Source organism: Stappia sp. 28M-7, from assembly GCF_014252955.1.
Lineage (GTDB): Bacteria > Pseudomonadota > Alphaproteobacteria > Rhizobiales > Stappiaceae > Stappia.
The window spans coordinates 2,677,710-2,696,595 of the sequence record NZ_JACMIA010000001.1 but is presented as its reverse complement, the minus strand read 5'-3'; the positions used below and the strand labels follow the sequence as shown (position 1 = coordinate 2,696,595).

Genomic DNA, 18,886 nt, shown 5'->3' with positions numbered 1-18,886 from the left:
AGCAAACTATTGTTCCGCAACGTAAATTCAAATTAACTCAGTTTTCACCGATTTTTCCCTAAGGTTGTGGTGCGCCGGAAATAAGCAACGGCCGGGAATGGGAGGGGTATAAGTATTTCAGGACCATCCTTCGGGGGTGTAAGGAGGATTCATGTTTCTTTCAGGTCGCCGCCGGCAGTCAGATTGCGACGCCATTGCCAGCGCGCTGGACAGGTCGCAGGCCCGCATAGAGTTTTCGCCCGACGGTACCATTCTCGACGCCAACGCGAACTTCCTCTCAGCACTCGGTTATACGATCGATGAGGTCCGCGGCCGCCACCACGCGATGTTCGTCGGCAAGGCGGTGGCCAACAGCTCCGACTATACGTCCTTCTGGGAAAGGCTGCGGCGCGGCGAGTTCCAGGCCGGCCAGTTCAAGCGCTATGCCAAGGACGGCAGCGAGGTCTGGATCGAGGCGTCCTACAACCCGATCCTCGATCGTGCGGGCAAGGTCTACAAGATCGTCAAGTTTGCCTCCGACATCACCGAGCGGACGAAAGAGCATGCGGAGATGAAGGGCCAGGTGGCGGCGATCGGCAAGGTCAGCGCCGTCATCGCCTTCGATCTCGACGGCAACATCCTGGATGCGAACGAGAATTTCCTGTCGACCGTCGGTTACAGCCTCGATGAGATCCGCGGTCGCCATCACCGCATGTTCGTCGATGCGGCCTATGCCAAGAGCTCCGAGTACCGCGATTTCTGGGACCGGCTGCGGCGCGGCGAGTTCCAGGCCGGCCAGTTCCGCCGCCTGGGCAAGGGCGGCAAGGAAGTGTGGATCGAGGCCTCCTACAATCCGATCCTGACGCCGGACGGGGTGCCCTACAAGGTGGTCAAGTTCGCCACCGACATCACGGCGCAGATGCAGCTGCTGGCCAACCTGCGCAAGATGATCGATGAGAACTTCGTCGAGGTGGAGACCGCCCTGTCGAAGTCCGACCAGCGGGCCGAAACGGTGGCCGGGGCGGTCGGCAAGACCTCCGACAACGTGCAGATGCTGGCCGCCAGCGCGGAAGAGCTGGCCTCGTCCATCGCCGAGATCTCGCAGAACATGTCGCGCTCGCGCATAGCAACGGAAAGTGCGGCGTCCCATGCCCGCGAGGCGGAGGCCGCGACCGGGAAACTGGTGGGGGCGGCAACGGCGATGGGCGGTATCGTCAGCCTGATCCAGGACATTGCCGGTCAGATCAACCTGCTGGCGCTCAACGCGACCATCGAGGCGGCCAAGGCGACGGACCAGATCACCCGCGAAATCGACGGCGTGCAGGCGATCACCGACGATGTGGCCACCATGCTGGAGAACATCCGCGGGGCGGTCGACACGCTGTTCTCGCAGGTGGCGGCTGCGGCCTCGGCGGTCGAGGAACAGAGCGTGGTGACCAGCGGCATGTCGCAGAGCATGCACGAGGTTGCCGGTGCGGTCGGCGACATTTCCAGCTCGATCACCGATATCGGCGCGGCTGTCACCCAGATCGACAGCGCCTTCAAGCGCACGCGCGAGGCGGCGACCGTCCTTGCCCGCTAGCCGTCAGCTAGCACGATAGAAGGGCCGGCACCTCGCGCCGGCCCTTGCCTTTGCGGGCCTCACACTTTCTCGGTGTTGTTCAGATAGGTGACGAGGTCTTCCTCGCGGGTGGTCGGCCGGCCGAAGAGATAGCCCTGTGCCAGGTCGCAGCCGAACCGGCGCAGGAAGTCCAGCTGCTCGTGCGTCTCGATGCCTTCGGCCACGACATCCATGCCGAGCGCCTTGGCAAGGCCGATCACGGTGCGCACGATCACCGCATCGTCGGGGTCGGTTTCGATATCGCGCACGAAGGACTGGTCGATCTTCAGCCGGTCGACCTGAAGACGCTTGAGATGGGCGAGCGAGGCATAGCCGGTGCCGAAATCGTCAAGCGCGATGCGGATGCCGAGCCGGCGCAGCTCGCGCAAGGTGAGCGCGATTTGCTCCGCGAAGCGGCCGAAGACGACCGTTTCCGTGACCTCGACCTCCAATTGCGTCGGCGACAGGCCGTGCTCCTCGAGCATGGCGGCGACGGTCGCGGCGAAGTCCGGCTCGCGCAGCTGGGCGGCCGAGACGTTTACCGAAATGGTCCCGGGGTCGATGCCGGTTTGCGCCAGCTTGCGGGCAAGGCTGAGGCTGCGGGCCAGCAGCACCTTGCCCAGCGGCACGGCGAGGCCCGTCTCCTCGGCAAGGGGAATGAACTCGGCCGGCGAGATCGGCTGGCCGTCCAGCGTCCAGCGGGCCAGCGCCTCGAATCCCTTGTGGGTGTTGCTGCTGGCCTCGACGATCGGCTGGAAGGCAATCGACAGCGCATCGGCGGCAATCGCCGTGCGCAGCGCCTCGGCCAGGACGCGGCGGCGCTCGCGCACCTCCCGCAAGGCGGGGGAGAAGAAGACGTGGGTCTGGCGACCGGCCGCCTTGGCCTCGAACAGGGCGATGTCGGCATGCTTGAGCAGGGTGTTCGGCGTCTGCCCGTCGCGGGGGAAGAAGACGATGCCCATGGAGACGCTGCTCGACAGGGCATGCTCCTCGATATGCACCTCGTCGCACAGGCGCGCGGCGATACGGCCGATGGTGGCCAGCACCGCTTCCTCGCTGGCGATCTCCGGCAGCACGGCGACGAACTCGTCGCCGCCGATCCGCGCGACGATGTCCTCGTGGCAGACGCTCTCGGTCAGCCGCTCGGCGGTGGCGCGCAGGAAGATGTCGCCGGCATCGTGGCCGAGCGTGTCGTTGATGTCCTTGAAATGGTCGAGATCGAGCAGGATCAGCGCGCCGCGACCGCCATCGGCAAGACGCTGGCGCAGGGCCTCGTCGAGGCGACCGCGCAGCAGGGCCCTGTTGGCAAGGCCGGTGAGCTCGTCGCGGTCGGCAAGGCGGCGGATTTCCTCGTCCTTCTTGCGCTGCACGGTGACGTCGATGATGACGCTGTGCCAGACGGTGTCGCCGTTTTCCTCGCGCCGCGGCAGGCCGCGTCCTTCCAGCCACTTGAAGCGGCCCGACGGCGTGGTCAGACGCCAGATGTAATGCCAGGGCTGCAGGGTGCGGGCCGATTCCTGCACCGATTCCAGCATCGGCGGTATGTCCTCGGGATGGATCATCTGCCAGATGGGGGTGGGGTCGTTGCCGATCTCGCTCACCGGCAGCTCCCAGATGGCGACGCTGCCCGGCGTCATGTCGAAGATCTCATGGGCACCGTCGGCGCGCAGGCGGTAGCGGAACACCGCGCCGGGAATGTTCTCCGCCAGGGCGCGGAAGCGGGCCTCGCTGGCCTGCAGGTCGGCATAGGCCTGGACCTGCGCGGTCATGTCGGTGACGATGATGCTCCAGGTATCGCCCGGCAGGTCCGGGCAGGGCAGGCCGCGGGCGACCGCCCAGATCTCCTTCCGGCCCCGCGGTGTCCTCGCCGCCGCATCGCCCTCGAGGCTGCGGATGCGGAAGGTCGCCGTCCAGTCCCGGTATGCGCGTCCGGCGGTCCGCAGCCGGTCGCTGAGATGAGGCAGGTCGTCGAGATGGATCCGCCCCCAAAGCACCCGCAGGTCGCCGGCGATCTCGGTGTCGGCCAAGCCCCATACGGCCTGGCACCCCTCGCTGATGTAATTGATCCGAAAGCGCTCGTGGGGCGAGTTGCGAGACACGCGCATGACGCAGAAGGGCGGCGGATTGGCCAGGATCAGCCGTCCCGCAGGGCTGTCGAGCGCTCTCGCTCTCGCGGCACTCCGCCTGTTCAGTTCCGGTTTCGCCGATGTGGTTGCCACAGGTCTTTTCCGGCTGCTTTGGCCCGCGCCGGAAATTCCGGCCGAATGCCGGGGCGTCCTTCGCACCCTTGGGGGCGTCGGCCACCCTGTTCGCGTAACACGCGTTGAGGTCCAGTAGACGGGTTATGAAAATTGAAAAAAGTGGCTTCGTCTACTTGGACATGACTCGTTGGTATACGTGGAAGTCCAGACTGAACGTTTTGCGAGAAAATGCAAGCGGCCGCCGCGCAGGACGTGCGCGGCGGCCTTTTCGGAACGTCAGAAGCTTACGCCCTCGTCGGCGAAGAAGGGGAACGGCCCGGGGAAGCGCTCGACATAGGCAAGGTGGCTGACCACGTCGCTCGTCGGCGCGTAGTGGTGCAGGAAGAAGGCCGGCGGCTCCATGATGAAGTGGCCGGTGCCGCGGTCGACGAAGTCGAGATGCACCTGATGGGCGGTGCTGGGGCACAGGGTCATGACCGTGTGGCCGACCGAGGCGATGATCGCCCGGTGCACATGGCCGCACATCACGCGGCGCACATGGGTGTGGCGGGAGACGACCTGGGAGAAGGCGGCCGCGTCGGCAAGGCCGATCGTGTCCATATGCGCAATGCCGGTGAGTGCCGGCGGATGGTGCAGGGCGATGAGCGTCGGCCGGGTGCTGGCGGCGAGCGTCGCGTCGAGCCAGGCGAGCTGGGCCTCGCCGAGCAACCCGTGCGGGGCGTCGGGCACGGAGCTGTCGAGCGCGATCAGGCGCACATCGCCGATATCGACGGCGTAGTGCATCTTGCCGTTCTCGCCCTCGTTGATCGGCCCGACGCCGATCAGCATCTCGCGCATCATCGTCGCCGAATCGTGATTGCCCGGAAGCACATAGACCGGAGCCTTGATCAAGGAGACGAGGCGCTGGACGCCGCCGTATTCGCGCGGGTCCGGCGTGTCGGCCAGATCGCCGGTGATGATCACGGCATCGGGCTGCGGATCGAGCGCATTCAGCGCCTCGACCGCACGATAGGCGAGCATGTTGGTCTCGCTGACGCGGTAGCACGCCGTCCCGCTGGGGCGTACGTGCAGGTCTGTGATCTGGGCGATCAGTGTCATCAAGGTCTCCCTGGAAAGGTCGGCTGCGGCAAGCGCATCTTTCCGATTTAGCGGATGTCCGGGCTTCGCGCGAGGGGCGGAATCGGCCTGGCCGCGGCCTCCGGTTCCCCTTTGTCCCGCGCTCCTGTAGGAAACGCAGGGACAGGCGACGTGAGCGCAGTAGCAGGCGATCTTGACATGACGGATACACAGGCGCGGCAATCCACAGGCAGTTTCGAGGTCCGGTTTTCCGGACCCGGCGCGCGCTGGCTGCGATTGCTGGGGCATCGGGGGCTGGCGCCGCTGGCCTTGCTGCTGCTCGCCCTTGCGCTCTACCTGCCGGGGCTGACGGTGGCGCCGCCGCCCGGCACCGGCGAGGCGCAGCTGATCGAGACCACGCGGCACATGCTGGCGAGCGGCGATCTCGTCGACACGCGGCTGCGCGACGGAAGCGATCGCCTTGTGCCGCCGGGCCTGCCCTTGCTGCAGGCCCTGAGTGCGACAGTGAGCGGGCAGGGGGCGGACGCCCCGCTCTGGATCTTCCGCCTGCCTTCCCTGGCCGGCGCCGTTCTGGCCGTGCTGCTGAGCTACTGGTGCGCGCGTGCCTTCGTCGCGCCGCCGCCGGCGCTGCTGGCCGGGGCGCTGACGGCGGCCGCGCTGTTGCTGGGCGGTGCTGCCCGCCTCGCCGGTCCGGATGCGGTGCTGCTGGCCGCGATCCTTGCCATGCAGGGCGCGCTGGCGCGGATCTGGCTCTCGCGTCTGCCCGGCACGTCCTCGCCGGGCCGTTTCGCGTCACGGAGCCTCGCGGCCGTCTTCTGGACCGGGCTTGCGGTCTCGGTGCTGGCGGGCGGGGCGAGCGGGCCGGTCGTCATCGGGCTGAGCGTGGCGGCTCTCTGCCTTGCCGCGCGGGACCTGCGCTGGCTTTCCCGCCTGATGCCGCTGGCGGGCCTGGCGATCCTTGCCGTGATCGTGCTGCCCTGGTGTGTCGCCAGCGCACTGCGGGGCGAGGGCGGCATCCTGTCGGGCGGGAGCCTGACGCTCCTTGCCGGGCTCCTCGGGGGCGCGGGCCTCGGTGCGCCCTTCGCCGGGCAGGGCATCGGCGCTCCGCCGCTCGCCCATCTGCTGCTGTCGCTGGCAACCTTCTGGCCGCTGCCGGCCTTTGCCCTGCTGGGCCTGCCGATGTTCTTGCGCAGCACTCGCACGCCGCAGGTCGTGTTCTTCCTGTGCTGCCTGGTGCCGTACTGGCTGCTGATCGAGCTGCTGCCGGTCAAGGCGCCGCAGCATGCCCTGCCGCTGGTGCCGGCGCTGGCCGGCCTTGCCGCGCTGCTGCTGTCGCGCACGAGCGGGGAGGAAGGCAGCGCGCCGCGCCGTCCGGGTCGCATCCTGCGCTATGGTGCGGCTGGCCTCTTTGCCGTGCCGTTCCTGGGGCTGGTGGCGGCAACCCTTGCGGCCGGCCCGCTGACGGGATCCTGGCCTTCGCCGCCGGGGGCGGTGATCGGGCTGCTGGCGCTGGTGCCAGGGCTTTCGGCGCTGCGGCGGCTGGCGCGCGGCGAGGCCGCCGCCGCCCTGATGCCGGCGCTGGGAGCGGGCATCCTGCTGTCGGCCGCCGTGTGGATCTTCACCTTGCCGTCGGTGGCGCCGTCTTCAGTGCCTGCTCCGGCAGTGTCCGAGCCCGCCGGTTCCCAGTCCGAGGCTTCGGAGCCTGCCGCGTCCGGCACAGCGCTGTAACGCTGCGCCGGACCGGCGTGTGTCTCAGCCCTTCAGCGCGGCAAAGCCGGCTTCCAGGTCCGCGCGGATATCGGCGGTGTCCTCAAGACCGATATGCAGGCGCACGCTGGGGCCGCCGGTCGGCATCGGGGTCGCGGTGCGCGCGCCCTTGAGCCGCACGGGGATCGCCAGGCTCTCGAAGCCGCCCCAGGAATAGCCGAGGCCGAACAGCTGCAGCGCGTCGAGGAAGGCGTAGCTCTGCGTCTCGGTGATGCTGTCGACGAAGTCGAAGGCGAAGAGGCCGCAGGCGCCGGTGAAATCCCGCTTCCAGATGGTGTGGCCCGGATCGCTCTCCAGGCCCGGATGGCGTACGCGGGCGACCTCGGGCCGCTCCTCCAGCCAGCGGGCGATCTCCAGCGCGTTCTGCATGTGGCGGCGCAGGCGCACATCCAGCGTGCGCAGGCCGCGCAGGGCCAGATAGACGTCGTCCGGCCCCACATGCATGCCGAGCGCGCCGTGGGTCTCCTTCAGGCCCGGCCAGGCCCGCTCGCTGGCCGCGACCGTGCCGAGCATGGCGTCGGAATGGCCGATCAGATACTTGGTGCCGGCCTGCACCGACAGGTCGACGCCGTGGCCGATTGCGTCGAAGAAGCAGGGCGTTGCCCAGGTGTTGTCCATGACGACCAGAGCGTCATGCGCATGGGCGACCCTGGCGATGGCCGGGATGTCCTGCATCTCGAAGGTGAGGGAGCCGGGCGCCTCGGTCATGACCGCGCGGGTGTTGGGCCGGAACAGCGCCTCGATGCCGGCGCCGAGCGCGGGATCGTAGTAGTCGACCGCAACACCCAGCCGCTTCAAGGTGGTCTCGGCGAAATGGCGCGTGGGTCCATAGGCGCTGTCGGTGATCAGCACATGGTCGCCGGAGGACAGGCACGACAGCAGCGCCACGGAGACGGCGTTCAGGCCCGAGGCGGCAAGGCGCACGCCGGCCGCGCCTTCCAGTTCGGCCAGCGCCTCTTCCAGCGCATCGGTCGTCGGATTGCCGCGCCGGGCATAGTGATAGGTCTGGCCGCCGGAGAGCATCGTCGCACAGTCCGGAAACAGCACCGTGGAGGCGTGAACCACGGGCGGATTGACGAATCCGTGGAACTCCTCGGGCTTGCGTCCGGCATGGGTGAGTTTCGTTGCAAGACCCCGGGCGCGGTTCGACTGGGAGGCAGACATGCAGTACCTTTCGCGGTGAGTTGACTGGATTTTCAGTTAGCGAAAAATTTTTCGCAAATCGTACCTTACGGTGCGTCGGGTACTTGACCCTTAGCGATAAATGCCATCGAATGCACTCATGAGATGACGGTGGCATCTCCGACGGCCAGAAAACAAGAAGGGCCGCGGAAATGCCGGGAGGGGGTTTTCTGTGCCGATACTGCTTTTTGCAGGCGCATCATGGCCGCATCCTGATTCCCGCACGCGTGATCTCGAAAAAACCCAGAATAGACAGGGCAAAAGAGAAGGCTGCATATCCATGACGCATAAATTGCTTCCGATCGTGCTCGGCGCGGCGCTCGGCCTGACGGCCACCGCCGCTTCCGCCGCGACGCTCGACGACGTCAAGGCGAAGGGTTTCCTGCAGTGCGGCTCCAACACCGGCCTGGCCGGTTTTGCGGCTCCGGACGACAAGGGCGAGTGGACCGGCCTCGACGTCTCCATGTGCCGCGCCATCGCGGCCGCGATCTTCGACGATGCCACCGCGGTGAAGTTCACCCCGCTGACCGCCAAGGAGCGTTTCACCGCGCTGCAGACCGGCGAAGTCGACGTGCTGGTGCGCAACACCACCTGGACGATGAGCCGCGACACGACCCTTGGCCTGAATTTCACCGGCGTCAACTACTATGACGGCCAGGGCTTCATGGTCCGCAAGTCGCTGGGCGTCTCCTCGGCGCTCGAGCTGTCCGGCGCCTCGGTCTGCGTGCAGACCGGCACCACCACCGAGCTGAACCTGACCGACTACTTCAAGGCCAACGGCATGGAGTACAACCCGGTCGTGTTCGAGAAGCTCGAGGAGGTGAACGCCGCCTACGACGCCAACCGTTGCGACGTCTACACGACCGACGCCTCGGGCCTGTACTCGATCCGTCTGCAGCTGACCAACCCGGCCGACCACATCGTGCTGCCGGAGATCATCTCCAAGGAGCCGCTCGGCCCCGCAGTGCGCCAGGGCGACGACCAGTGGTTCAACCTGGTCAAGTGGGTCCACTACGCCATGCTCAACGCTGAAGAGCTGGGCGTGACCTCGGCCAACGTCGAGGAGATGAAGGGCTCCGACAACCCGAACATCCGCCGCCTCCTCGGCGTCGAAGGCACGTTCGGCGAGTCCATCGGCCTCAGCAACGACTGGGCGGCCCGCGTCATCAAGCACGTGGGCAACTACGGCGAAGTCTTCGACAAGACCGTCGGTCCGGACACCCCGCTGGGCATCGCCCGCGGCGTGAACGCGCTGTGGTCGAAGGGCGGCCTGCAGTACGCGCCGCCGATCCGCTAAGACAGCCTCACCCGGACCCGGCGCGGCCTCCGCGCCGGGTCTTTTTGAAATGACGCTGAAACGACAATCGACCGAGTCCGGAAAACCGGGCCGGACGGGCCCGAACGGGCCAGTCACTTACGGGTTACGCTGCAATCAGCGGATATCGGGTAACGCTGAAAACAGCGAACCGGCGAGGGGAACCTGTCTGACATGACACCTGCAAGCTCTGCCGAGCGCGAGCAAGCGGGCGGCGGATCCGGCACATCCTGGTTCTACAATCCGCGCGTGCGCGGCATTGTCTTCCAGGTGCTGGTCGTCGCCTTCCTCCTGGGGATGCTTGCCTTCTTCGCGTACAACGCGAAGATCAACCTGGAACGGGCGGGAATCGCCTCCGGCCTCGGATTCCTGTCCGAGCGCGCCGGCTTCGATGTCTCCCAGTCCCTTGTTTCCTACACCAATGACAGCACCTATTTTCGCGCCTTCATCGTGGGGCTGTTGAACACCCTGCTGGTGGCGTCGATTGGCGTCGTCATCGCGACGGTGCTCGGCTTCGTCGTGGGCATCGCGCGGCTGTCGAAGAACTTCCTGATCCGCCAGATCGCCACCTGGTATGTAGAGCTGCTGCGCAACATCCCGCTGCTGCTGCAGCTGCTGTTCTGGTACAAGGCGGTGCTGTCCGTGCTGCCCTCGCCGCGCCAGTCTCTGGAGCCGGTGTCGGGGGTCTATCTCAACAATCGCGGCCTGATCCTTCCCGAGGTGATCGGCCAGCCGGGCTCCTCGGCGATCCTGTGGGCGCTGCTTGCGGCGGTCGCAACGTCGATCGGCATTTCCCGCTGGGCGCGCAAGCGCCAGCAGGAGACGGGACGCCAGTTCCCCAGCGTTCTCGTCGGGCTCGCCCTGATCATCGGCCTGCCACTGCTGGTCTTCCTGGTCACCGGCATGCCGGTCGATCTGGCCTATGCGGAGCTGGCCGGCTTCAACTTCCGCGGCGGCGTCGTCGTCATCCCGGAATTCATGGCCCTGCTGCTGGGACTTGCGCTCTACACCGCGGCCTTCATCGCCGAGATCGTGCGCGCGGGGATCCTTGCCGTCTCGCACGGCCAGACGGAGGCGGCCTATTCGCTCGGCCTGAGACCGCGGCGGACGCTGCAGCTGGTCATCATCCCGCAGGCGATGCGGGTGATCATCCCGCCGCTGACCAGCCAGTATCTCAACCTGACCAAGAACTCCTCGCTGGCGGTGGCCATCGGCTATCCGGACCTTGTCGCGGTGTTCGCCGGCACGGTGCTGAACCAGACCGGCCAGGCGGTCGAGGTGATCATCATCACCATGCTGGTCTACCTGACCCTGTCACTGCTCACCTCGGGCTTCATGAACTGGTACAACTCGCGCATGGCGCTGGTGGAGAGGTAGGGCCATGAGCGTGTCGAAAATCGCCTATGTGCGAACCGACGAGGCGCCGCGCATGGCGCCGCCCGTCTCCGAGACCGGCGTGATCGGCTGGGTCCGCCAGAACCTGTTCGACAGTGTCGGCAATGCCATCATGACCGTGGTCGGCATCGCCATGCTGGCCCTGATCCTGCCGCCGACGATCAACTGGCTGTTCATCGACGCGGTGTGGACCGGCACCAGCCGCGACGCCTGCGTCGTGGAAGGGGCAGGGGCCTGCTGGGCCTTCGTCTATGCCAAGTTCGGCCAGTTCATGTACGGCCGCTATCCCGATCCGGAGCGCTGGCGGGTGGATCTCACCGGCCTGTTGCTGATCGCCGGTCTGGTACCGGCGGCGATCCCGCGGGTGCCGTTCAAGCGCGAGACAGTGCTCTATCTGCTCATCGTCTTCCCGATTGCCGGCTTCATCCTGCTGACCGGCGGCAATATCGAACTGTCGGGCACGTTCTGGATCGGCCTTGCGATCCTGGCCGCGATCGCGCTCGCCATCACCGGGCTGATCTGCAGCAATGCGGGCATCGCGCTGGCCGCGCCGCTCAAGGTCGTGGCGGCGATGTTCCTGGCGCTGGCGGCGGTGTTCGCGGTCGTCTCGTTCGACTTCGGCCTGAGGCCGGTGGAGACGCAGCTGTGGGGCGGCCTGCTGGTGACGCTGGTGGTCGCCATCGTCGGCATCGTCGCCTCGTTCCCGCTCGGCATCCTGCTGGCGCTGGGACGGCGGTCGAAGCTGCCGGCGGTGAAGCTGGTCTCGGTGATCTTCATCGAGTTCTGGCGCGGCGTGCCGCTGATCACCGTGCTGTTCATGTCGTCGGTGATGCTGCCGCTGTTTCTTCCCGACGGCGTCAACTTCGACAAGCTGCTGCGGGCGCTGATCGGCGTCGCCCTGTTCGCCTCCGCCTACATGGCAGAGGTGGTGCGCGGCGGCCTGCAGGCGATCCCCAAGGGCCAGTACGAGGCGGCCGATGCCATGGGCCTGTCGTTCTGGCAGGGCATCGGCCTCATCATCATGCCGCAGGCGCTGAAGCTGGTCATTCCGGGCATCGTCAACACCTTCATCGGCCTGTTCAAGGACACGAGCCTGGTGCTGATCATCGGCCTGTTCGACCTGCTCGGCATCGTCTCGCTGAACTTCTCCGACGCGAACTGGGCCTCGCCCAACACGCCGGCGACGGGCTTCGTCTTTGCCGCTTTCGTCTTCTGGATCTTCTGCTTCGGCATGTCGCGCTACTCCATCTACATGGAGCGCCGCCTGCACCGGGGGCACGCGCGCTGATGCGCGCGGCCCCGCGAAGCCGACACAACGTTTGGAGCTGACCCATGAGTGAACATGCTGCCGATGCCGCGGACACCATCCCTAACCGCAGCCGGATGACGGTGTCGGAGACCGACGTCGCCATCGAAATCACCAACATGAACAAGTGGTACGGCGATTTCCACGTGCTGCGCGACATCAACCTGAAGGTGATGCGCGGCGAGCGGATCGTCATCTGCGGCCCGTCCGGGTCCGGCAAGTCGACCATGATCCGCTGCATCAACCGCTTGGAGGAGCACCAGAAGGGCTCCATCGTGGTGGACGGGATCGAGCTGACCGACGATTTGAAGAAGATCGACGAGATCCGCCGCGAGGTCGGCATGTGCTTCCAGCACTTCAACCTCTTCCCGCATCTGACAATCCTGGAGAACTGCACGCTGGCGCCGATCTGGGTGCGCAAGATGCCCAAGGCCAAGGCCGAGGAAATCGCCATGCACTACCTGGAGCGGGTCAAGATCCCCGAGCAGGCGAAGAAATATCCGGGCCAGCTGTCGGGAGGCCAGCAGCAGCGCGTGGCGATCGCCCGCTCGCTGTGCATGAGCCCGAAGATCATGCTGTTCGACGAGCCGACCTCGGCGCTCGACCCGGAGATGATCAAGGAAGTGCTCGACGTGATGGTGAGCCTGGCGGAAGAGGGCATGACCATGCTCTGCGTCACCCACGAGATGGGCTTCGCGCGTCAGGTCGCCAACCGCGTCATCTTCATGGATGCCGGCCAGATCGTCGAGCAGAACGAGCCGGAACCCTTCTTCACGAATCCGCAGCACGAGCGGACAAAGCTGTTCCTCAGCCAGATCCTGCACTGAGGCGGGGTGGGCCGCGCTGTCGGGGGGGCAGCGCAGGCCGCTCGCAGTCTCGTGCAATCGGGGGGCATCGAGGAACGGAGAGGCGCGGGCCGCAAGGCTCGCGCCTTTTTCGTTCGGCAGGCGCCATGCGCGCTGGCGCGGTGCTGCGTCAGGCCGGCTGCAGGCGGTCCATCAGCAGCTTGAAGATCTCGACGGGCCGATAGGGATAGTCGAGGAAGCCGTCGATACCGGTTTCCAGAAGGCCGGCGCGCGCGCCCTCGCTCATGTTCGGAGGGGCCAGCAGCACCATCTTGCCGTGCTGGGGGCGAACTCCCTGGCCGGTCATGTATTGCAGGTAGTAGTGCACGAACTTGCTGTAGACGAGCAGGACGATGTCCTGCCGGTCGAAGCTGTAGCTCTTGTGCTTCAGGTTCTCCTCCGGAACGAGCGCGACTTCGCAGCCCAGCTCCTCCAGTGCGGCGTGGATCGGCTCGGTCACCTTCGCCACACCGCCGACAAGGGCGATGCGCAAGGGGCCGCGTGCCTGCCGCGACTGGCGGATCGCCTTTTCGATCTGCATGAGCTGTGCCCGGTGGGCGCCGTCGATGCGCCTGACTTCGTTCAGCCGCGCCTCGACCGTCGCCAGCAGCATGTCGAAGTCGAGCGGCTTGGTGAGATAGTCGTCCGCGCCCAGCTTCTTGCCCTGGATGATGTCGTCGCGCGTGGCGAGCGCGGTGAGGAAGATGAAGGGCATGCGGGTCAGCCGGGGGAAGTCGCTGCGGATGCGGGCCAGCAGCTCCGGCCCGCTCATCACTGGCATCATCATGTCGCAGATGACGAGGTCCGGGACATGCTGCTGGAGGCAGTCGAGGCCTTCCTGCCCGTTGCTGGCGGTCAGGACCTCGTAGCCGGCATCCTGAAGCTCTTCCGTCAGGTCTTCCAGCAGCAGCTTCTCGTCCTCGATGCACAGGATCGTCGTCTTGTGGGTCATGGGGCTGCCTCGTTGACGCTTTGGGTGTTGGCGGGGCGGGCTGCCGTGTGGGGCAGGCGGATCTCGACCACCGTGCCGCGCCCGACCTCGCTCGAGACATTCAGTTTTCCGCGGTGCTCCGAGACCACCATGTCCGTCATGTGCAGGCCGATGCCGGTGCCCGGTATGCCGCTGGAGGTGGAGGCGCGGAAGTAGCGGTTGAAGATCTTCGGGATTTCCTTTTCGGGAATGCCGACGCCGTCGTCCTCTATGCGGATGACCGCCTGACCGTTCTCGGTGAGCCCGCGAACGCGGATGCTGTCGCGGCCGGCCGAGTACTTGATGGCGTTCGACAGGATGTTGGCGATGCACTGCTCGATGAGGCGGGCGTCGATCATCGCGGTCTCGGGCAGGGCATCGAGGTCCATGTCGATGACATGCGTCGTGCACAGGCCCTGCTGGCGCTGGCACACCGCCTGAACCAGCGGCCGCAACGCGCTTTCCTTCAGCTCCAGCTCGAGAGCGCCCGACTGGTGCTGCGTGAAGCTCAGGAAGCGGTTGATCAGGTACTGCATCCGGTCGACGGATTCCCGGATGTTTGCAAGCCGGCGGGTCAGCGCGGTTGCGGCGTCGTCGTCGATCGCGTTTGCCCCGTTCGCGACGTGCCGGTCAAGCATGCGGCGCAGGCGTTGCGCGTTGCTGTCGATGATGGCGAGGGGGGTGCGGAACTCGTGCGAGGCCATCGAGACGAACTCGCGCTGCATCTCGTTGATCTTCTGCTCGTTGCGCAGCATCTTCACCAGCTTGTCGGTGTGCTGCTGCAGTGCCCGGTGCTGGAGCTTGAAGGTGGTGATATCGGCAAAGCGGTAGATCACCGTGCCGTCGTCGCCGGTCCGGCAGCAGCTGACGCGATACCAGCTGCGGGCCCCGAAGCGGAACTCGCTCGGCGTCTCGGGATCGGTTTCCAGGCCTTCCAGCGCTTCTGCCAACCCTGCCGGGCCGAGCCGCTGCAGCACGTCGACGATGTTTCCGCCGCTGTCGGTCCAACTGCGCTCGCTGGGAAACAGCCGGTCGAACGTGTTGTTGGTCAGCACGATCCGGCCGCTCTCGTCGACCACCACCAGACCGTCGTTGACCGCATTGACCGTGCTGGCGAGCAGGTCGCGACCGCGGCGCAGTTCCACGGTGCGCTCCTCGAGACGCTCCTCCAGAAGGTCGCGCGCCTCGGTGACGGCGTCCTTCTGCCGGCGCGCCTCGGTGACATCGGTGTAGATGGTCACGAAGCCGCCGTCCGGCATCGGCGTGCCCTGGATCCTGAGCACCGTGCCGTCGGGGCGCTCGCGCTCGAAATCGTACATGTCCCGGCTGCGGGCGAGCTCCAGGCGCTCGCGGACCTGGGCTTCGGGGTCGCCGGGGCCGTACTCGCCCCGCAGCGCGTTGAAGCGCAGGACCTCCTCCAGTCCGGGCGTCTGCTCGACGAGGCTTCTCGGCAGGTCGAGCAGCCGGCAGGCCGTCTCGTTGACCAGGACGATGCGCAAGTGGCGATCCATCACGGTGATCCCCTGATGCACGGTGGCCAGGAGATGCCGGAGCACGTCCGCTTCAGAGCTTCCCTTTCGGATGAAGTGCTGCAAGTCGCATCCTCGTTTCACAACCGTCAGGCTGGAAACCCAGTGTGCGCCAGCGGAGCGGCGATTCTAAGCGGAAGTCGGAAACGCGTTTAATAGTCCCTTGCCGGCACAGCTTCCCGGCTGTCGGGAAGGGGAGCGCGGCGCTCAGGCGCGCGGCTGCAGCGGCCAGCAGGCCGGGGCGCTTTTCAGGGGAGTTGCGCTGTTCAGGCGCGCGGCAAAGTCGAGCGCCTCGTCCAGCGGCATCGCCGGAGCGTGCAGCCAGCCCTGGATCAGGTCGACGCCGCAGGAGGTGACAAGGTCGGCCTGCGCGCGCGTCTCGACGCCTTCGGCGACCACCTGATAGCCGAGCTCGTGGCACAGGCCGGTCAGCTTGCGGTAGACGATGCGTCCGCGCTGCTCGGCCGCACTCAGCAGCAGCGAGCGGTCGAACTTGACGATGCTGACCGGCAGATCGGCCAGCAGGTTGAAGTTGGAGTGGCCCGCACCGAAATCGTCGATGGCAACGCTCAGGTCCGCTTCCGCCAGGCGGCGAAGATTGTCGGCGATGGCGGGGTCCGACCGCAGCCCGCGCTCGATGATCTCGAAGCTGACCGGCATGTCGGCAAAGGCCTGGACCAGCCAGTCGACGGTGGAGCGGTCGGCGATCGTGTCGGGATGCAGGTTGATGGAGACGATGAGGTCGCGCCCGGCGTCCTGAACATGGGCCAGATCCTGCAGCACCTGGCGGCAGACCCAGCGGTCGATCAGATGGGCGAAGCCGGCATTTTCCAGCGTTTCAAGGAAATAGGGGCCGACGAAACCGCGTCCTTCCACCCAGACCCGCAGCAAGGCTTCAAAGCCGATGCAGGAGCCGGTGCGCGCGTCGATCTCCGGCTGGTAATGCATGGCGAGCCGGTTTTCGCGCAGGAAGTCGACCGCATTGCGCGCGGCCTCGCTGTTGCGCAGCAGCGTCTTGTGCTGGTCGAACACGGTGCGCCCGTGCTGGCGGCGCATGTGGTCGTCGAAGTCGGCGCCATCGTTGAGCAGCGAGGGGCCGAGCTTGTTTTCCCGCATGCGCCCGTACCTGATCACGAAGGGCGCATAGAGCAGGATGCTCACCCCCAGCAGCGCCGCCTGCAGCAGCACGGCCCAGACTTCGCCGGTCTGCAGGTAGACGTTGAGGAACATCGGCGTCACCCAGGGCACTTCGGTCGGATAGACCGTCAGGCCGATATGGGAGATGGCCACAAGGCCGAGCATCTGGCAGACGACGGGAACCGCGACGAACGGCGCAAGCAGCCGCAGGTTCAGCACGATCGGCAGGCCGAAGACCAGGATCTCGGAGATGTTGAAGGCGGTGAAAGGCAGGGCGACCAGCGCGATGGACCGCATGTGCTGGTTGCGCGAGAACAGCAGGATCGCCAGAGCCAGGCCGAGCGTCGTGCCCGATCCGCCGAGATTGACGAACGAGGTCATGAACATGTCGCGCGTCATGTCGCCGGCGACGAGGAACGAACCGAAGTCGGGCGGCACCGCGAGATAGGCAAGGTTGGTGCCGTGCAGGCCGAGGAACCAGATGAACTGGGAGCCGGCCAGATAGAGCGCCAGCGCCATGTCCGAACCGAGCCCGAAGAAGGCCGGGGCGAGCGCTGCGTAGATCACATTGGCCGCATCATGCAGCACGCCGAGCACGACGGCGGTGAGAACGAAGCTCAACAGGGCCGGCAGCGCCATGTTGAGCGCGTTTTCCAGATTGTAGCTGAGCGCGCCGTGATGGAGGCGCGGGAGCGGCAGGCGGGCGCAGGCGCGCAGCATCATCAGCGCCAGCAGCGGGGCAATCACCGCGTTGATGGAGGCAAGGGAGATCGCCTCGGCATCGTCGATCGCCATGGTGCCGTAAGTGTCGAAGAAGAAGACGGCAAGCGCGAGCGCAGCGCCTGTCACCCGGTCGATGCGGAAGAGGATCGAGAGCTGGTAGGAAACCGAAATCGCCAGCATCACCGGCATCGCGATTTCCAGAAGCCGGCCAATATCGGTGAGCGTTTGATACGACAGGAAGGGAAGAGAGGCGGCGCTGTAGATCAGTGCGAAGTCGATCAGCCGTATGGCAGAGACCAGAATGACGAACGGAACCAGCGCGATGAACGCTTCCTGCAAGGAAAAACGGATGTTCTCGGCGAAACCGACAAACGATTTCATGTTCAGGCGCTCGTCCCTTGCGACGAATCCGACATACGGTTCGTAAACTCGGAAAAGACCCTAATCACTCAAATGTTAATGTGTCCTGCACAACTGCGAGAAATACGGAGTTCTCCACCGGCGGGAAGCTGGTCGGGCGAGCGGCCCAATGAGAGGGGAGCGACCTCCGCCTAGCCGGAGGTCGCGATCCGCGCAGGAGCGACGATGCGCGCGGTCTGCTTGCGTCCGCCCTGCGCCCAGAAATAGGACTGCCGCTCCTCCGTCGGAGTGCAGCTGTAGCGCTCGCGGTAGCACTTGGTGAAATGCGAGGTGGAGGCGAAGCCGCAGGCGATGGCGACGTCGAGCACCGGCCGGTTGGTCCGGCGCAGAAGGTCGCGCGCCGTCTCCAGGCGGATCTTGAGATAGTATTGGCCCGGCGTGCAATCGAAATGGCGGCGGAACAACCGCTCCAGCTGGCGCGGGCTGAGGTTCACGGTCATCGCCAGCTGCTGGCAGGACAGCGGATCCTCGATATGCAGGTCCATGATGCGGATCGCGTCGAGGATCTTGACGTTGGAGATGCCGGTGCGGCTCTCCAGGTCGTGGCGCTGCGCGCTCTCGCCCGAGCGCATGTTCTGGTAGAGCGCGACCTCGGCGACTTCATGGGCCAGATAGGCGCCGTGCTGGATGGCGATGACGCGCAGCATCATGTCGAGCGCGGCCATGCCGCCGGCGCAGGTGATGCAGTTGCGGTCGATGGCGAACAGGTCGCCGGAGACCTCGATCTCCGGAAACTCCTCGCGGAAGGACCTCAGGTTCTCCCAGTGGATGGTGCAGCGGCGGCCGTCGAGCAGGTGGTAGCGGGCCAGCACATAGGAGCCGGTGCAGACGGCGCCATAGGTGCGCCCGCGCGCATTCAGCTTGCGCAGCTTGGTGCCGAGCTCCTTGGGCAGGGGCACGCGCTCCACGTCGACGCCGGAGCAGATGAGGGTGATGTCGGCATCGTCGAGCTCGTTGATCGAGCCCTGCACGGAGACATGGCAGCCGTTGCTGGCCTGGACCGGATTGCCGTCCACCGAGTAGGTTTTCCAGGAATAGAACTCCTGGCCCAGCACCCGGTTGGCAATGCGGATCGGCTCGATGGTCGAGGTAAAGGCGATCAGCGAGAACTGATCGAGAAGGATAAGGGCCACGGTTTGTTTTTCCGTGGATGCGGCCTGGTCTGCCATGCGCTGTGCCCGAGCTGTGACGCGCGGTCCCCTAGTTCATTGGAAGGTTTTTGCTTTTAATTTCGGTTAGTCTGGGATCGGGCATCATGCTTGTCAAATAAAAACGGCGGCGAATACATGTATGGCGAAAATGTGCCGACACGCATGAAATAAAGCCGGGCGGCGTCAACAAAACGTCATGGCGATGCGCGGGCGCGACATCGCTTCCACCGCAAAATCCACAGGGGCTCAAATTCCGCCTTGCGCAACCCGGCCGGCTCCTTTAGATACC

The 18,886-nt window shown here is 65.9% G+C and carries 13 protein-coding genes; 6 read left to right on the top strand and 7 right to left on the bottom strand.

From position 1 onward, the window contains the following. The first annotated feature begins 151 nt into the window (after window positions 1-151). Window positions 152-1,561: a methyl-accepting chemotaxis protein gene (locus tag H7H34_RS11820; RefSeq protein WP_185925295.1), complete on the top strand. Its 1,410-nt coding sequence runs from the start codon at window positions 152-154 to the stop codon at window positions 1,559-1,561. A gap of 59 nt (window positions 1,562-1,620) precedes the next feature. Here H7H34_RS11820 and H7H34_RS11815 read toward each other — a convergent pair whose 3' ends face one another. Both H7H34_RS11815 and H7H34_RS11810 read right to left on the bottom strand, forming a co-directional pair. Beyond that, window positions 1,621-3,798 carry a putative bifunctional diguanylate cyclase/phosphodiesterase gene (locus H7H34_RS11815; RefSeq protein ID WP_185925294.1) on the bottom strand — a complete coding sequence of 726 codons (2,178 nt, stop codon included), beginning with the start codon at window positions 3,796-3,798 and terminating at the stop codon, window positions 1,621-1,623. A 258-nt stretch (window positions 3,799-4,056) separates the two neighbouring features. Next, a complete protein-coding gene (locus H7H34_RS11810; RefSeq protein ID WP_120267737.1) occupies window positions 4,057-4,878 on the bottom strand; it encodes a phosphodiesterase in 822 nt (273 codons plus the stop codon). 177 nt (window positions 4,879-5,055) lie between these two features. Between H7H34_RS11810 and H7H34_RS11805 the strand changes: the two genes are divergently transcribed. Continuing rightward, a complete protein-coding gene (locus tag H7H34_RS11805) occupies window positions 5,056-6,585 on the top strand; it encodes an ArnT family glycosyltransferase (RefSeq protein ID WP_185925293.1) in 1,530 nt (509 codons plus the stop codon). 24 nt (window positions 6,586-6,609) lie between these two features. Here H7H34_RS11805 and metC read toward each other — a convergent pair whose 3' ends face one another. After that, window positions 6,610-7,788 (bottom strand): cystathionine beta-lyase, encoded by a 1,179-nt coding sequence (metC, locus tag H7H34_RS11800; protein ID WP_185925292.1) that lies wholly within the window; start codon window positions 7,786-7,788, stop codon window positions 6,610-6,612. A 298-nt stretch (window positions 7,789-8,086) separates the two neighbouring features. On the opposite strand from metC, the gene H7H34_RS11795 reads away from it, so the two are divergent. The 4 genes from H7H34_RS11795 to H7H34_RS11780 all read left to right on the top strand — a co-directional run bounded on the left by H7H34_RS11795 (window position 8,087) and on the right by H7H34_RS11780 (window position 12,649). Then, window positions 8,087-9,103, top strand: a complete 1,017-nt coding sequence (locus tag H7H34_RS11795) for an amino acid ABC transporter substrate-binding protein (protein ID WP_120267740.1) — start codon at window positions 8,087-8,089, stop codon at window positions 9,101-9,103. A gap of 192 nt (window positions 9,104-9,295) precedes the next feature. Beyond that, window positions 9,296-10,498 carry an amino acid ABC transporter permease gene (locus tag H7H34_RS11790; RefSeq protein ID WP_120267741.1) on the top strand — a complete coding sequence of 401 codons (1,203 nt, stop codon included), beginning with the start codon at window positions 9,296-9,298 and terminating at the stop codon, window positions 10,496-10,498. A gap of 4 nt (window positions 10,499-10,502) precedes the next feature. Further along, complete coding sequence (locus H7H34_RS11785) at window positions 10,503-11,804, top strand: amino acid ABC transporter permease (protein ID WP_185925291.1); 1,302 nt, start codon at window positions 10,503-10,505, stop codon at window positions 11,802-11,804. Between the two features lie 44 nt (window positions 11,805-11,848). Beyond that, complete coding sequence (locus H7H34_RS11780) at window positions 11,849-12,649, top strand: amino acid ABC transporter ATP-binding protein (protein WP_120267742.1); 801 nt, start codon at window positions 11,849-11,851, stop codon at window positions 12,647-12,649. 148 nt (window positions 12,650-12,797) lie between these two features. Here the strand turns inward: H7H34_RS11780 and H7H34_RS11775 are convergent, their stop codons facing one another. The 4 genes from H7H34_RS11775 to H7H34_RS11760 all read right to left on the bottom strand — a co-directional run bounded on the left by H7H34_RS11775 (window position 12,798) and on the right by H7H34_RS11760 (window position 18,579). Beyond that, entirely contained in the window at window positions 12,798-13,619 is an 822-nt protein-coding gene (locus H7H34_RS11775) for a response regulator (protein WP_120267743.1), read from the bottom strand. Continuing rightward, entirely contained in the window at window positions 13,616-15,193 is a 1,578-nt protein-coding gene (locus H7H34_RS11770) for a sensor histidine kinase (protein ID WP_185925290.1), read from the bottom strand. Before H7H34_RS11770 ends, H7H34_RS11775 begins: the two co-directional genes overlap by 4 nt. A 180-nt stretch (window positions 15,194-15,373) precedes the next feature. Continuing rightward, window positions 15,374-17,407, bottom strand: coding sequence for an EAL domain-containing protein (locus H7H34_RS11765; protein ID WP_185925289.1), 2,034 nt, complete (start codon window positions 17,405-17,407; stop codon window positions 15,374-15,376). A gap of 170 nt (window positions 17,408-17,577) precedes the next feature. Beyond that, complete coding sequence (locus tag H7H34_RS11760) at window positions 17,578-18,579, bottom strand: GlxA family transcriptional regulator (RefSeq protein ID WP_208996626.1); 1,002 nt, start codon at window positions 18,577-18,579, stop codon at window positions 17,578-17,580. Window positions 18,580-18,886 lie beyond the last annotated feature (307 nt).